At 72.3% G+C, this 13557-nt stretch carries 14 protein-coding genes; 4 read left to right on the forward strand and 10 right to left on the reverse strand.

What is annotated here, in order from left to right:
- Positions 1-2: 2 nt before the first annotated feature.
- The gene (locus AB0E83_RS13650) at positions 3-1535 is read left to right on the forward strand and encodes a hypothetical protein (protein ID WP_362109876.1); all 1533 of its coding nucleotides are present in this window, start codon (positions 3-5) and stop codon (positions 1533-1535) included.
- Between the two features lie 26 nt (positions 1536-1561).
- Here the strand turns inward: AB0E83_RS13650 and AB0E83_RS13655 are convergent, their stop codons facing one another.
- The 8 genes from AB0E83_RS13655 to hemL all read right to left on the reverse strand — a co-directional run bounded on the left by AB0E83_RS13655 (position 1562) and on the right by hemL (position 9904).
- Complete coding sequence (locus AB0E83_RS13655; protein WP_362109878.1) at positions 1562-2089, reverse strand: SRPBCC domain-containing protein; 528 nt, start codon at positions 2087-2089, stop codon at positions 1562-1564.
- A gap of 37 nt (positions 2090-2126) precedes the next feature.
- Complete coding sequence (ccsB, locus tag AB0E83_RS13660; RefSeq protein ID WP_362109880.1) at positions 2127-3203, reverse strand: c-type cytochrome biogenesis protein CcsB; 1077 nt, start codon at positions 3201-3203, stop codon at positions 2127-2129.
- Positions 3200-4972, reverse strand: coding sequence for a cytochrome c biogenesis protein ResB (locus tag AB0E83_RS13665; RefSeq protein WP_362109882.1), 1773 nt, complete (start codon positions 4970-4972; stop codon positions 3200-3202). Before AB0E83_RS13665 ends, ccsB begins: the two co-directional genes overlap by 4 nt.
- A 3-nt stretch (positions 4973-4975) precedes the next feature.
- Positions 4976-5713 carry a cytochrome c biogenesis protein CcdA gene (locus AB0E83_RS13670; protein ID WP_362109884.1) on the reverse strand — a complete coding sequence of 246 codons (738 nt, stop codon included), beginning with the start codon at positions 5711-5713 and terminating at the stop codon, positions 4976-4978.
- A gap of 4 nt (positions 5714-5717) precedes the next feature.
- Entirely contained in the window at positions 5718-6332 is a 615-nt protein-coding gene (locus AB0E83_RS13675; RefSeq protein ID WP_362109886.1) for a TlpA disulfide reductase family protein, read from the reverse strand.
- Between the two features lie 77 nt (positions 6333-6409).
- The gene (locus AB0E83_RS13680) at positions 6410-7666 is read right to left on the reverse strand and encodes a hypothetical protein (RefSeq protein ID WP_362109888.1); all 1257 of its coding nucleotides are present in this window, start codon (positions 7664-7666) and stop codon (positions 6410-6412) included.
- Between the two features lie 193 nt (positions 7667-7859).
- Positions 7860-8507, reverse strand: a complete 648-nt coding sequence (locus tag AB0E83_RS13685; protein WP_362109969.1) for a histidine phosphatase family protein — start codon at positions 8505-8507, stop codon at positions 7860-7862.
- Positions 8508-8596: 89 nt separating this feature from the next.
- A complete protein-coding gene (gene hemL / locus AB0E83_RS13690; protein ID WP_362109890.1) occupies positions 8597-9904 on the reverse strand; it encodes a glutamate-1-semialdehyde 2,1-aminomutase in 1308 nt (435 codons plus the stop codon).
- 267 nt (positions 9905-10171) lie between these two features.
- Here hemL and AB0E83_RS13695 point away from each other — a divergent pair, with 267 nt between their 5' ends.
- Both AB0E83_RS13695 and AB0E83_RS13700 read left to right on the forward strand, forming a co-directional pair.
- Positions 10172-10771 (forward strand): hypothetical protein, encoded by a 600-nt coding sequence (locus AB0E83_RS13695; protein WP_362109892.1) that lies wholly within the window; start codon positions 10172-10174, stop codon positions 10769-10771.
- A 140-nt stretch (positions 10772-10911) separates the two neighbouring features.
- Positions 10912-11349, forward strand: a complete 438-nt coding sequence (locus AB0E83_RS13700; RefSeq protein WP_362109894.1) for a MerR family transcriptional regulator — start codon at positions 10912-10914, stop codon at positions 11347-11349.
- Between the two features lie 146 nt (positions 11350-11495).
- On the opposite strand, the gene AB0E83_RS13705 is transcribed toward AB0E83_RS13700, so the two are convergent.
- Positions 11496-12350 carry an ABC transporter substrate-binding protein gene (locus AB0E83_RS13705; RefSeq protein WP_362109896.1) on the reverse strand — a complete coding sequence of 285 codons (855 nt, stop codon included), beginning with the start codon at positions 12348-12350 and terminating at the stop codon, positions 11496-11498.
- A 274-nt stretch (positions 12351-12624) separates the two neighbouring features.
- On the opposite strand from AB0E83_RS13705, the gene AB0E83_RS13710 reads away from it, so the two are divergent.
- Positions 12625-12864, forward strand: a complete 240-nt coding sequence (locus AB0E83_RS13710; RefSeq protein WP_362109898.1) for a hypothetical protein — start codon at positions 12625-12627, stop codon at positions 12862-12864.
- On the opposite strand, the gene AB0E83_RS13715 is transcribed toward AB0E83_RS13710, so the two are convergent.
- Entirely contained in the window at positions 12839-13534 is a 696-nt protein-coding gene (locus AB0E83_RS13715) for a TIGR03086 family metal-binding protein (protein WP_362109900.1), read from the reverse strand. The genes AB0E83_RS13710 and AB0E83_RS13715 overlap by 26 nt on opposite strands.
- Positions 13535-13557: the final 23 nt, after the last annotated feature.

A 13557-nucleotide genomic window follows, 5' to 3' on the forward strand; every position in this document is an offset into this window, starting at 1 on the left:
CCATGCTCGACCGACTGCGCCGCCGCTTCTTCTGGACCCCCCGGCAGAAATTCCTCACCCTCCTCGTCGCCACCGCCCTCGTCGTCGGCCTCGGCGGCTGGGGACTCACGACGTACCTCGCCCCGGAGGACCGTTCCTGCGCCCCGGGGGTCGCCCGGCCCGCCGGCAGCGAGGAGTGCGTCGGCGTGGACGGCACCGGGCACGACTTCCGCGTCCCCGCCCTCACCGCGGTCGCCGCCGCCATCGGCCGCGAGAACGCGTCCCTCAAGGACGGCGAGTACGCCACCGTCGCCGTGCTGCTCCCGCTCACCGCCACCGACCCCGGCACCCGCGAGAAGGTCCTCCGCGAGCTCCAGGGCGCCTACGCCTACCAGTACCGGGCCAACCACGAGTCCAACAGCGAGACCCCCAAGATCCGGCTCGCCCTCGCCAACACCGGCAACAAGAACGCCCACTGGCGCACCGTCGTCGACCGGCTCACCACCATGACCGGCGCCCCCGACCGGCTCCGCGCCGTCTCCGGCGTCGCCACCTCCTCCCCCGAGGTGCGGGAGGCGGTCACCGCCCTCACCGGCGCCGGGATCGCCGTCGTCGGCACCACCATCACCGCCGACGACCTCGCCAACGGGCCCGGCCGCGACCGCTTCCCCGGCCTCGCCCGGGTCGCCCCCACCAACAGCGACGAGGCGAAGGCCCTCGCCCACTTCGGCGAGGTCGACGCCGCCCGCGCGATCCTCGTCCAGGACTCCCGCACCGGCGACCACTACATCGACACCCTGCGGTCCGCCTTCGCCGCCTCCCTCAAGGGCGCCCCCTACGAGCCGCAGCTCTACACCTCGCCGCCCGACAACACCGAGGAGGGCACCACCGCCAACACCTTCCGCCAGATCACCCACCTGATCTGCGACACCCGCGCCGAGACCGTCTTCTTCGCGGGCCGCCACACCCAGCTGCGCCAGTTCATCAACGCGCTCGGCTCCCGCGGCTGCGCCGACCGCGCCTTCACCGTCCTCACCGGCGACGAGGGCTCCTACCTCGGCGCCGACGAGAAGCTGAACCGGGCGGCCCTCGGCAAGAAGCTCACCGTCCGGTACGCGGCCCTCGCCCACCCCGACGCCTGGAAGCCCGCGCCGGGCCGGCCGGTGCCCACGACCGGCGGCTCGGTGGTCGCCTTCGAGACCTTCCTGACCGACATCGCCCGCGCCGACGCGAAGCCGGTGCCGCTCCGGGACGGGCAGGCGATCATCGCGTACGACGCCATGGCGACGGCGGTCCACGCGATCCGCCAGGCCACCCCGGCGAACGCCCCCTACCCGGAGCTCGCCGACGTCGGCACCCAGTGGCCGCAGGTCAAGGGCTCGCTGCGGGTGCAGGGCGCGAGCGGCTGGATCTGCCTCGACAACCACGGCAACCCGTACAACAAGGCGGTCCCGATCGTGGAGCTCGCCCCGGACGGCACCCAGCGCTTCGTCCAGACCGCCTGGCCGGAGGGCAGGCCGCCGGCGGCGTCCTGCCTGCCGCCGAAGAAGGGATAGGCGGGGGGGGCTCCCCGGTCCGCCGGCTACGGCACCCACCGGGGCCAGGGGGCCTCGTCCCGCGCGTACAGCTCCCGCAGCTCGCCCCAGCGCTCGGTCGTCCACTCCCGCCAGTTCGTCGGGCGGCCGTCCAGCGCGTCCCGCAGCCGCTCGAAGTGGTCGTGCCAGCCGGCCAGGCGGTCGAGGAGCAGCTCCCGGTCGCCGCGGAACTCGCCGGTGAAACGCAGCACGGTCGCCGCCCCGCCGTCGGCCGGTTCCAGATGGAACCGGATCCGTCCGTGCGGGGCGCCGACCGTGTACTCGGCCACGTGGTCCGGGTCCCAGGCGGTCACCCGGCCCGCGGCCTCGATGTCGCCGTTCAGCCAGCGCAGCACCACCCGGCCGCCCAGCCTCGGCTCCAGCGGGTCCGCCTCGCAGAGCCAGGAGGGCAGCCCCTCGGGCGAGGCGACCCTCGCCCACACCGCCTCCTGGGGGTGCGGCAGCTCGATCACGTACCGCAGCAGGTGCGTGTCGCCGTCGTGGGTCTCGCTCCTGCCCCGGGGTATCTCGCTCATACCTCCAGCGTGGCCCCCCGAAGGGGGCCGTGCCAGCTCAGACGCCGGCGTAGGAGTGCTTGCTGCTGACGAAGATGTTGACGCCGTAGTAGTTGAAGAGGAAGCAGCCGAAGGCGACGAGCGCGATGTACGCGGCCTTGCGGCCCTTCCAGCCGGCCGTGGCCCGGGCGTGCAGGTAGGCGGCGTACCCGACCCAGGTGATGAAGGACCAGACCTCCTTGGCGTCCCAGCCCCAGTAGCGGCCCCAGGCGTCGCCGGCCCAGATGGCGCCCGCGATGATCGTGAAGGTCCAGAGCGGGAAGATCGCCGCGTTGACCCGGTAGGCGAACTTGTCGAGGGTGGCGGCGGCGGGCAGCCGCTCCAGGACGGAGCGGGCGAAGCCGCTCGGCGTGCCGCCGTTCGCGAGCTTGTTCTCGTACGAGTCGCGGAAGAGGTACAGCAGGGTGGCGACGGCGCCGAGGTAGAGCACGGCGCCGCAGAAGATCGCGGTGGAGACGTGGATCCACAGCCAGTACGAGTCGAGGGCCGGCACCAGCTGGTCGCTCTCGGTGTACAGCAGGGTGGTGGCCACGCCCAGGTCGAGCAGGACCGTCGTCACCAGCGGCAGGCCGATCCAGCGGACGTTCTTCCCCGCGAGCAGGAAGGCCAGGTACACGCCGACCGCCACCGTGGAGAAGGTGGTGGAGAACTCGTACATGTTGCCCCAGGGGGCGCGCTGCACCGAGATGGCGCGGGCGACCACGCCGGCCGCCTCCAGGAGGAAGGCGAGGACGGTGAGCGAGACGGCGATCCGGCCGTACAGGTCGCCCTTGACGGTGCCGCCGGCGGCGCCGGGGCCGTCCGGGACGTCGCGGACGCCGGCCGCGGAGCGGGTGACGACCTTCGGCTTCTCCAGGACGGCGGTGCCGCCGGCCTGCTTGACCCGCACCGAGACGGTGGCCCCGGCCGTCTCCGGCGTGAGCGCGGCGGCCGTGCGGCCGACCTTGCTGCGGCTGCCGAACACCCACTCGGCGATGTGGGCGAGGAAGGCCAGGGTGTAGACGGCCATCGAGGAGTAGACGAGCGTGTTGCTCATCTGCGCCAGGCTCTCGTTGGTCTCGGCGGCGAGGATCACTTCTCGGCCCCTTCTGATGCTTCTGCTTCGGCTTCGGCGGGTTCGGGCGCCGGGGGCGCCGTGGCGGTGAGCGCGACCGCGAGATCGGCGAGCTCCTCGGGCAGCTTGGCGGACTCGCTGCGGCCGAGGCCCGCCATCTCGACGACGGTCGTGCCGTCCTCGCCGCGGACGGCGCGGACCCAGACCCGGCGGCGCTGGATGAAGAGCGAGCCGGTCAGGCCGGCGATGGCGGCGATGGCGCCGGTGAGGGCGAGGCCGTTGCCCGGCTGCTGCGTGACCTGGAAGGACGCCCACTCCTTGATGTCCTTCTCGAAGGTGATCGAGCCGGCGCCGTCGGGCAGGGTCATCGTCTTGCCGGGCAGCAGCCGCTGGGCGACGCCGGTGCCTTCCTCGATCTTGAACTGCTCCATCTTGGAGGTGTCGAGCTGGTACACGTTCTGCGGCAGTCCGGAGTCGACGCCCAGGCTGCCGTGGTAGCCGGTGAGGGCCAGCACGGGGAAGTCGAGGGCGGGGAACTGGGAGAACATGTTGCCCTGCCCGGCGCCCGCGAAGGTGGGCACGAAGAACGCCTTGAAGCCGAGCTGCTGCTTCTCGCCGTTCTTGTCGCGGTAGCCGTCCATGACCTTGATCGCGCCGGTGGAGGTGATGTTGTTGTCGATCGGCAGCAGCGGGACGGCGCCCTTGAAGACGACCTTGCCCTTGCCGTCCTTGACGGTGACGACGGGCGCGTAGCCGTGGGCGATCAGGTAGACCTTGGAGTCGCCGATCTCCAGCGGCTCGTTGACCCGGACGATCGCCTTCCTGTCCCCGCCGTCGCCCCGGGTGTAGGTGACGGCCGCCTCGAAGGTGCGGGGGGTGCCGCGCTGCGGGCCGCTCTTCTCGTACGTGCCGGTGAAGCTGTCCAGGGTGAAGCTGAACGGTTCCAGCTCGTCGACGCCGAACTGGGAGCCGGCCTTGAAGTCGTCGTACTGGGTGAGCGTGTTGGAGAAGCCGTCGCCCTCGACGATCAGCTTGCCGCCCTCGGACTTGAAGAGCTGGCCCCAGGCGAAGGCCACCAGCATCACGATCAGGGCGAGGTGGAAGACCAGGTTGCCGGCCTCGCGGAGGTAGCCCTTCTCGGCGGCGACGGCGTCCCCGGCGGTACGGGCCCGGAAGCGGCGGCCCTTGAGGACGGCGAGGGCCGCCTCGCGGACCTCCTCGGGACCGGCCTCGGTGCGCCAGGTCGTGTACGCGGGGAGGCGGGTGAGCCGCTTGGGGGCGCCCGGCGGCAGGCCGCGCAGCTGGCCGACGAACTGCCAGGTGCGCGGGACGATGCAGCCGATGAGGGAGACGAAGAGCAGGATGTAGATCGCGGAGAACCACACCGAGCTGTAGACGTCGAAGAGCTGGAGCTTCTCGTAGAGCGGGGTGAGGGTCTCGTGCGCCTTCTTGAAGTCGGCGACCTTCATCTCGTCCGCGCTGGTCTGCGGGATGAGGGAGCCGGGGACGGCGCCGAGGGAGAGCAGGAAGAGCAGGATCAGCGCCACCCGCATCGAGGTGAGCTGGCGCCAGAACCAGCGGATCCAGCCGACGACCCCGAGGACGGGGCCGCCGAGGGTCTCCGTCCCGGTCTCCTCCCGGGGCGCGGTGGAGAGGTCCGCGCCCGCGGCCTCGTCACCGGGCGCCCGGTGCGCGTCGGTCGTGCCCGTCTCGTCGGGCGTGCCCGTGTCGGTCGTGCCCGTCTCGTCGGGCGTGCCCGTGTCGGTCGTGCTCGTGTCGGTCTTGCTCATGGATCAGATTCCCACCGTGAAGCCGCTGGACCAGCCCTGCATCGTGGAGACCATGCTGTCCCAGACGCCTGTGAGGAGGAGGACGCCGGTGACGATCATCATGCCGCCGCCGATCCGCATCACCCACACGTAGTGCTTCTTGACCCAGCCGAACGCGCCGAGGGCCTTGCGGAAGGCGATGGCGGCGAGGACGAAGGGGACGCCGAGGCCGAGGCAGTACGCGAGGGCCAGTACGGCCCCGCGCCCGGCGCTGGCCTGTTCGACGGCGAGCGCGTTGACCGAGGCGAGGGTCGGGCCGATGCACGGGGTCCAGCCGATGCCGAAGAGCGCGCCGAGGACCGGGGCGCCGAGGAGACCGGCGACGGGCTTCCGGTGGAAGCGGAACTCGCGCTGGGTGAACCAGGGCATCAGTCCGGCGAAGAAGAGGCCCATCAGGACCATCAGGACGCCGAGCACGGTGCTCAGGGTGTCGCTGTACGCCTGGAGGGTGGAGCCGAAGTAGCCGAAGAGGGCGCCGCCGGAGACGAAGACGGCGGTGAAGCCGGCGACGAAGAGGACGGCGCCGGCGGTCATCCGGCCCCGGCGGCTGTCGGCGAGGTCGGTGCCGGAGACGCCGGTGACGTACGACAGGTAGCCGGGGACGAGCGGGAGCACGCACGGGGAGAAGAAGGAGACCAGGCCCGCCAGGAGGGCGACGGGAAAGGCGAGCAGGAGGGCTCCGCTGGTGACGGTCTCGTTCACCGGCTCACTTCTCCTCGAGGAGCGGGTCGATCATGGACCGCAGCTTGACGTCGTCGATGGCCATGAGCGCGCGGGCGGCGATCTTGCCCTCCTTGTCGAGGACGACGGTGGAAGGGATGCCCTTGGGGCTGAGGGTGCCCTTGGGGAAGCCGAAGAGGATCAGCTTGCCGTCCCGGTCGTAGAGGCTCGGGTAGGGGATCTCGTAGTCGTTCTCGAAGGCGAGCGCCTGCTGCTTGTTGCCGTCGCGGGTGTTGAGGCCGACGAAGGCCACGTCCTTGCCCTTGAGGTCGTTCGCGACCTTGGCGAAGTGCGGGGCCTCGGCGCGGCAGGGGCCGCACCAGGAGCCCCAGACGTTGAGGACGACGACCTTGCCCTTGAGGTCGGCGACGTCGAGCTTCTCGCCCTCCAGGGTCTCGCCGGCGATCGTGTTGATGCCGGCGCGCTCGCCCTTGGGAACGGTGGAGATGCCGCCCTTGCTGGTGACGAAGTTGGTGCCCGCGCCGGCGCCCGCCGTGTCCTCGCCGCCGCCGCAGGCGGAGAGCACGAGGGCGGCGGACAGCACGCCGACGGCGGCGAGGGCGCGTCGGGGGGCAGGACGGAGGCCACGGCTAAGGCTCATGTGAAAAGTTTCGCATGGGCGTTTGGGGGATCTTGGGCACCCCCCTACGTGCCCGTAACGCCCCTTGTCAAGATCGGCTAAGCGGCTGTGAGGTACGAGGTCCAGCCGCCGGCCGGCTTCTGGCCGACGTCGAGGCCGCGGAGGCGGGCGAGGAGGCGGGGGTCCTGGGCGTCCATCCAGTCCGTGAACTGGCGGAACGACACCAGCCGGACGTCCTTCTTGCCGGCCATCGTCTTGAGCGCCTCCTCGACGGCGTCCATGTAGATGCCGCCGTTCCACTGCTCGAAGTGGTTGCCGACGAAGAAGGGCGCGCGGTTGGTCTCGTAGGCGCGCGTGAAGCCGGCGACCAGGGCGTCGGTGGCCTGCTTGCGCCAGCCGGGATAGCGGGAGGGCATGCCCTGGGTCGAGTTCTTCGACTGGTTGGCGAGCATGTTGTAGTCCATGGACAGGACCTCGAAGGAGTGGCCGGGGAAGGGCACGGCCTGGAGGGGGAAGTCCCAGATGCCCTGGCGCTTGACGGGCCAGACCTGGCGGCCGCCGGGCGAGCTGGCGTCGTAGCGCCAGCCGAGGCGCTTGGCGGTGGGCAGCAGGTTGTCCTGGCCGAGGAGGCAGGGGGTGCGGCCGCCGACGAGCTCCTTGGAGTAGTCGAAGGGCAGCGGGTCGAGGTCGGTCCAGCCGCTGTTGGTCTTCCACTCGGTGACGAACTTCACCGCCTGGTCGATCTCGCTCTGCCACTGCGCCGGGGTCCAGTTCCCGACGGAGCCGGAGCCGCCGCAGAAGTGCCCGTTGAAGTGGGTGCCGATCTCGTGGCCGTCGAGCCAGGCCTGGCGGACGTGCTTGAGGGTGTCCTTGATGTGGGCGTCGGTGAGGTAGCCGATGTCGGAGGCGCCGACGCGGTTGTTCGGCGGCCGGTAGAGGTTCTTCTTCGACTCGGGCAGCAGGTAGATGCCGGAGAGGAAGAAGGTCATGGCCGCGTCGTGGTTGCGGGCCAGTTCGAGGAAGCGGGGGAAGAGGCCGTTGCCGACCTCGCCGGCGCCGTCCCAGGAGAAGACCACGAACTGGGGCGGGGTCTGGCCCGGTTCCAGCGGGACGGGGGTGTCGGGCTGGTGCGGCTGCTTGCCGGTGTCCGCGGTGGAACCGTCGCCGATGAGGCGGACGTCGTCCTTGGTCGGGGCGGGCGTGGCGGTGCCGTTCCCGGCCGTGGGGGCGCCGCCCTTGTCCGGGCCCGAACTGCCCGGGCCGCCCTGGCCCTTGTCGCTGCACCCGGCGATCCCGAGCGCGGCGGCCGCTCCGACGCCCGCCCCGAGAAGGCCCCTTCGACTGATCCCGCGCATGTCATCCCCATTCGCGCTGCTGTATGACCCGAAACATCATCCAAACCGACAATGAGTGAGATGCAGGGATGAACACGGAGGTTCCGGTCACTCGCACAAAAATTTCAGGGCGCTCGAATGACATGTACATCATCCGAACGCCCTGAACTGTGGACCTCCCGGGGCCCCCTGTCCAGGGGCCCGGGACCGCGCGCTACGCGCCGAAGGCCTTCGCCTTGCCCTTCACCGGCTTCGCGCCGGCCCGCAGGTGCACCGGCACCAGGTCGAGCGCCGGCTCGCTGTACCCGACCGAGACGATCTTGTCGCCCTTGTACGTGAACGAGGTCAGCGAGGCCAGCGTGCACTGCCGGCGCCGCGGGTCGTGCCACAGCCGGCGCCGCTCCACGAAGGAGCGCACGATCCAGATCGGCAGCTGGTGGCTGACGAGCACCGCCTCGTGGCCGCGCGCCGCGTCCTTCGCCGCGTCCAGCGCCGCCATCATCCGCACGACCTGCTCGATGTACGGCTCGCCCCACGACGGCTGGAACGGGTTGGTGAGGTGCCGCCAGTTGGCCGGACGGCGCAGCGCCCCGTCGCCGACGCCGAAGGTCTTGCCCTCGAAGACGTTCGCCGCCTCGATCAGCCGCGGGTCCGTGGCGACGTCCAGGCCGTGCGACCTGGCGATCGGCGCGGCCGTCTCCTGCGCCCGCTCCAGCGGGGAGGCGACGACGTGCGTGACGTCCCGGTCGGCCAGCGCCTCGGCGACCCGGTCCGCCATCTTCCGGCCCAGCTCGGAGAGGTGGTAGCCGGCCCGGCGCCCGTACAGCACGCCGTCCGGGTTGTGCACCTCGCCGTGGCGCATGAGGTGGACGACGGTGATGTCGTCGGCGCCCTTCGTGCCCTCGGCGGCCTCCGGTGCCCGCACCTCCCCGGTGCCCCGCGCGTCGTCGCTCATGCGGTGGCCTCCGCGGCGGCGCGGGCGGCGGCCGGCAGCGCGGCGGCGATCCGCTCGACCGCGCGCTCGTCGTGCGCCGCGGACACGAACCACGACTCGAACGCGGACGGCGGCAGGTACACCCCGTCGGCCAGCATCGAGTGGAAGAAGGCGTTGAAGCGGAACGCCTCCTGCTTCTTCGCCTCGTCGTAGTTCCGCACCTCGTCGGCGGTGAAGAAGACCGAGAACATGTTGGACGCGGTCTGCAGGCGGTGCGCCACGCCCTCCTTGGCGAGCGCGCCGGTGACCAGGCCCTGGATCTCCTCCGAGACCGCGTTCACCTTCGCGTAAGCGGCGTCGTCGAGCAGCCGCAGCTGCGCGAGCCCGGCGGCGGTGGCGATCGGATTGCCGGAGAGGGTGCCCGCCTGGTAGACGGGGCCGGCCGGGGCGAGGTGGCCCATGACGTCCGCGCGGCCGCCGAAGGCCGCGGCCGGGAAGCCGCCGCCCATGACCTTGCCGAAGGTCATCAGGTCCGGCTTCACGCCGTCCACGCCGTACCAGCCGGCGCGGCTGGTACGGAAGCCGGTCATGACCTCGTCGGAGATGTACAGCGCGCCGTTCTCCCGGCACAGGTCCGCCAGGCCCTGGTTGAAACCGGGCAGCGGCGGGACGACGCCCATGTTGCCCGGGGACGCCTCGGTGATCACACAGGCGATCTCGCCCGGGTGCGCGGCGAACGCGGCCCGCACGGCCTCCAGGTCGTTGTACGGCAGCACGATCGTGTCGCCGGCCTGCGCTCCGGTCACGCCGGGCGTGTCGGGCAGGCCGAAGGTGGCGACGCCGGAGCCGGCGGCGGCGAGCAGCGCGTCCACGTGCCCGTGGTAGCAGCCCGCGAACTTGACGACCTTCGCGCGTCCGGTGAACCCGCGGGCGAGCCGGATCGCGGACATCGTGGCCTCGGTCCCGGAGGAGACCAGGCGCACCTGCTCCACCGGCTCCACGCGGGCCACGATCTCCTCGGCGAGCGCGACCTCCCCCTCGCCGGGGGTGCCGAAGGAGGTGCCGCGGGCCACCGCGGCCTGCACGGCGGCGGTCACCTCGGGGTGGGCGTGGCCGAGAATCATCGGTCCCCAGGAGCAGACGAGGTCGACGTACTCGCGACCGTCCGCATCGGTGAGGTACGGACCGGTGCCGGACACCATGAACCGGGGCGTTCCGCCCACAGCCCGGAAGGCCCGCACCGGTGAGTTCACGCCGCCGGGCGTCACAAGGGACGCGCGGTCGAAAAGCGTCTGTGAGACTGGGGCTTCGTATGAATACGACACAGTGATCCTGACCTGCGAGTACGACGTCTGGTACGGAGGGACGGTGTGGGCACCCTGTGAATCACGCCGGGGCGGCGGTCCTCCGCGTCTGCGAAACTGGGGCGACTGGGGCGTCATAGGGATGGCTCACACAATCCATGGTGTCAGAGGCCACGTCGTTTCTTGCGGACAGGTGTTTCACCGTAAGAACGTGGGGGAGGTCACTGACACGGTGATCGGGTTGCGCGGCGGGGTCGTGTTGCCGAGAAAAAGCAGTCGGGTGGAGATATGCATCGCGGTGGCGGACCGGGCGAGGGGACGGACGATCTGGGTCCGGAGCCTGTCCGGCGGGGGAGGCACCGGCGGCGACGGGCCGAGGACCCGGCCACGCCGGACCATCGCGCGTCCCCGGAGCAGCCCCCCTCGGATCCGCCCCTCGGGGGCCGCGGCTTGGCGGTGACGTACAGGTACTTCGGCGCGCCCGACGGCGCCACCGCGGCCCGCGTCCCGATCTCGATGCGCCCGGAGGAGCTCGGTGGCGACGAGCTCGGCATGGGCGGCATGTTCTCCAAGATCAAGCCCGAGACGATAGCGGCCATGGTCCTCACCGGCATCCAGGGCCTGCCGCTGCACAAGGTCCCTCCGCTGGAACTGGTCGTCCTGCACCCCGACTACGCGGTGGTGAAGCTCCCCACGACCGTGGTCGACCCGCTGCGCGCGATCGGCGAGGAGTCGGTCGGCGCCGCCGCCTTCATCTGGTCCACCGTCCCCGACCGCGGCGGCCCGCGCGACGCCTTCGACGTCTACCAGCTGCTCCACGAGTGGCAGGACTTCTCCGTCCGCCTCCACGAGGCCGGTCACCAGCCGTACTGCCTGGTCTGGCCCTGACGGCTGGCTCTCCCCGCGTTTCCTACCGTCATAGCGCCTGAAATTAGGACGAATCGGATGTAATGCGTGGAGGTTGGATCACAGAGGCGCCGTACGAGGAGGTCCCCGCCGTGACCGGAACACGAACGTCCGCAGCCCGTATGCCCGGAGCCCGCACCGGCACCGGCACCGCCGCCGGCCGGCCCATGCAACTCTCCGAGGTCGCCGCCCGCACCGAACTGCCCCTGCGCACCATCCGGCAGTACGAGGACTGCGGGCTCGTCGGCCCCTCGGCCGCCTCCCCGGGCGGCTTCCCGCTCTACACGGACGACGACGTGGCCCGGCTGATGGTCATCCGCCGCATGCAGCCGCTCGGCTTCGGCCTGGCCGAGACCCGCGAACTCCTCACCGCCATGGACCGCCTGGCCGCCGACCTCCCCGACACGGACACCGCCCTCGACCCGGAGGAACGCGAGGCCCTCGTCGCCCGCGTCCGCCGCTACGAGGAGGCCGCCGCCGCCCGCGTCGCCGACCTCCGCGTGGAACTCGCCCGCGCCGAGGAGTTCGCCACCTCCCTCCGCTCCCGCCTCACCCCCTGACCCCACCACCCCACCCCTCCGGCCTGAAGGGACTCAATGGGGCCCGATGGGGCCCGATGGGGCCCGCCGAGTGGGGCCTGCCGAGTTGGGTCCGGTAGGGCGACGGGCCACGGGCCACGGGCGACGGGCGACGGGCGGGAACGACGTCAGGGGCGCAAGGCTTCGGCCAGGGCGCGGAAGAAGCGGGCATAGGCCGTCGGGCTCGGCGGGAGCTCCGGGTTCCAGGGGACCAGCCGGGCGCCCGCCGGCAGCCGCTCCGGGCCCTCGGGCCGGAGCGCGTGGGCCCTGCTGTCGTACAGGACCAGCGCGGGGGCGAGGCCGAGGGCCCGGTCCCACCCCGTGGTCAGCCAGCTCGCGCCGGGCCCCGGCCCCGGGTCGAGCAGCCGGACGCCCAGCCCGGCCAGCCGCGCCAGCTCCGGCCAGGCCGCCGGGCGCGCCAGGTGCACCTGATCGACGCCGCCCCCGGAGAGCGCCAGCACCCCGCACCCGGCCCCGGCCGCCCCGGCCGCCGCCCGCACCTCCGCCTCCGCCGCCGCCAGCTCCCCCGCGCCCGCCGCCGGAACCGGGGCGCCGAGCGCCGCCCCCAGCTCCCCGAAGCGGCCGACGATCGCCGCCAGGCTCAGGTCGCCGCCGACGGAGAGCGCCGCCAGCGGCACCCCCAGCCGCTCCGCGACCCCCTCGTCCACGGCGTACGGGCTCTTCCCGTCATAGGTGACGTCCACCACCAGCTCCGGCCGCAGCTCCCGCAGCCGCTCCTCGTCCAGGGCCCGCCCCGGCCCCAGGTACGGCACCCCGGCCACCGTGAGCCCGCCGTCCTTCGCGGGATCCGGCTCCGCCCCGTCGTGCGCGGAGCCGTACACCGCCACCGGCACCACCCCCAGGTCGAGCAGGGCGGCCCCGGCCCGTACGTAGGCGAGGACCCTCGCCGGCCCGGCCGGCGCCCTCAGCTCCGCCCCCCTGTCGTCCGTGAAACCCCATCCGTGCGCACCCGTTCCGGACATGCGGCTGCTCCTCCCCGGCCGGAATCTGCCTCCCCGCCACCTTCGAGCGCTTCCCCGCCCCGCACAAGAGGGCCTCTCCCCCCCAGCCCCGGAGCGCCTCCCGGGGCCCCGCTCGGGACTTAGGTCCCGGCCCCCCTGCCGAAAGTCCCCCGGCTTGGTGTTAACTGAACGGGTCGGGAGGAAGCAGTAGGAATCGTCTGCGCCGCCGTGCCCGCGCGCGCCACCTGCCGGGGCGTGCCCCGCACGCCGGCCCTTTCGCCCTGGAGTCACCGTCATGACCGTGCCCGGCCAGTTCTCCGACCCCCGTGTCCTCACCCTCTTCGCCGTCCTCGCCGTCGCGACCGGCATCTGGCTGACGATGGGCCTGCGCGCCCGCCGCCGGGCCCGGACGCCGACGCCGCTGGACCGCGTCTGGCACCCGCAGGAGTCGGTGCCGCTGACCCCGGCGGAGGAGCTCGCCTTCGGCCAGGTCGTCTCCCGCCTCTCCCTCACCTCCTCGGGCCGCCTGCGCTGACGCCCCGCCCGGCCCCTCGGCCGGCCGGCCAGGCCCTCGGGTCCCGGCCCGTCGTGGCCATCAGCCGCTCGAAGGCGCTCGCCCCGGCCGGCAGGTCGACGGTCTCCGCGAAGACGTTCATCCTCCGGGCCATCGGCGCCATCCGCTCCACCTCGTCCGTCAGCCCGGCCACCACCGCCGGATCGGGCACGAACTCCCGCCCGGTCGCCCGCGCCAGGTCCCACGCGTGCACGGTGAGGTCGAGCAGCACCATCGAGCCGACCGTCCGGGCCGGCAACCCCATCGCCCCCGAGGTCCCCTCCTCGGCCCCCGGCGCCGCCCATGCCTCGACCAGCCGCCCCGTCTCCACCGCGAACCCCTCCCGCCAGCCGGGCTCCGCGACCCGGTCCGGCGTCGTGGAGAAGTCCGGCGTCCCCTTGGCCGCCAGCGCCTGGAAGTTCACCACCACCGAGAACAGGTGGTTCAGCAGCGCGCGCACGTCGTACTCGGCGCAGGGCGTGGGCGCGCCGAGCGAGGCGTCCTCCAGGCCCCCGACCAGGGGGACGGCCCGGTCGGCGGCGGCGCGGAGGAGATCGCTGATGCGGTGATCCGTATTCTCGAGACCAAGGTGCGTGTCGTCGTGGCGAACGTTCGTGCTGTCGGTGCCCGAGTGCGTGTCGTCGTACGTCATGGCCCCGACGCTAGGAAAACTCC

Source organism: Streptomyces sp. NPDC035033 (assembly GCF_040636735.1).
Taxonomy (GTDB): domain Bacteria; phylum Actinomycetota; class Actinomycetes; order Streptomycetales; family Streptomycetaceae; genus Streptomyces.

Bases quoted from the DNA above. Each gene is read 5' to 3' on its own strand.
- AB0E83_RS13650 (WP_362109876.1), top strand. From the start codon at position 3: ATGCTCGACCGACTGCGCCGCCGCTTCTTCTGGACCCCCCGGCAGAAA.
- AB0E83_RS13655 (WP_362109878.1), bottom strand. From the start codon at position 2,089: ATGAGCGAGATACCCCGGGGCAGGAGCGAGACCCACGACGGCGACACG.
- AB0E83_RS13665 (WP_362109882.1), bottom strand. From the start codon at position 4,972: ATGAGCAAGACCGACACGAGCACGACCGACACGGGCACGCCCGACGAG.
- AB0E83_RS13675 (WP_362109886.1), bottom strand. From the start codon at position 6,332: ATGAGCCTTAGCCGTGGCCTCCGTCCTGCCCCCCGACGCGCCCTCGCC.
- AB0E83_RS13680 (WP_362109888.1), bottom strand. From the start codon at position 7,666: ATGCGCGGGATCAGTCGAAGGGGCCTTCTCGGGGCGGGCGTCGGAGCG.
- AB0E83_RS13685 (WP_362109969.1), bottom strand. From the start codon at position 8,507: ATGCGCCACGGCGAGGTGCACAACCCGGACGGCGTGCTGTACGGGCGC.
- AB0E83_RS13695 (WP_362109892.1), top strand. From the start codon at position 10,172: ATGCATCGCGGTGGCGGACCGGGCGAGGGGACGGACGATCTGGGTCCG.
- AB0E83_RS13700 (WP_362109894.1), top strand. From the start codon at position 10,912: ATGCCCGGAGCCCGCACCGGCACCGGCACCGCCGCCGGCCGGCCCATG.
- AB0E83_RS13705 (WP_362109896.1), bottom strand. From the start codon at position 12,350: ATGTCCGGAACGGGTGCGCACGGATGGGGTTTCACGGACGACAGGGGG.
- AB0E83_RS13710 (WP_362109898.1), top strand. From the start codon at position 12,625: ATGACCGTGCCCGGCCAGTTCTCCGACCCCCGTGTCCTCACCCTCTTC.
- AB0E83_RS13715 (WP_362109900.1), bottom strand. From the start codon at position 13,534: ATGACGTACGACGACACGCACTCGGGCACCGACAGCACGAACGTTCGC.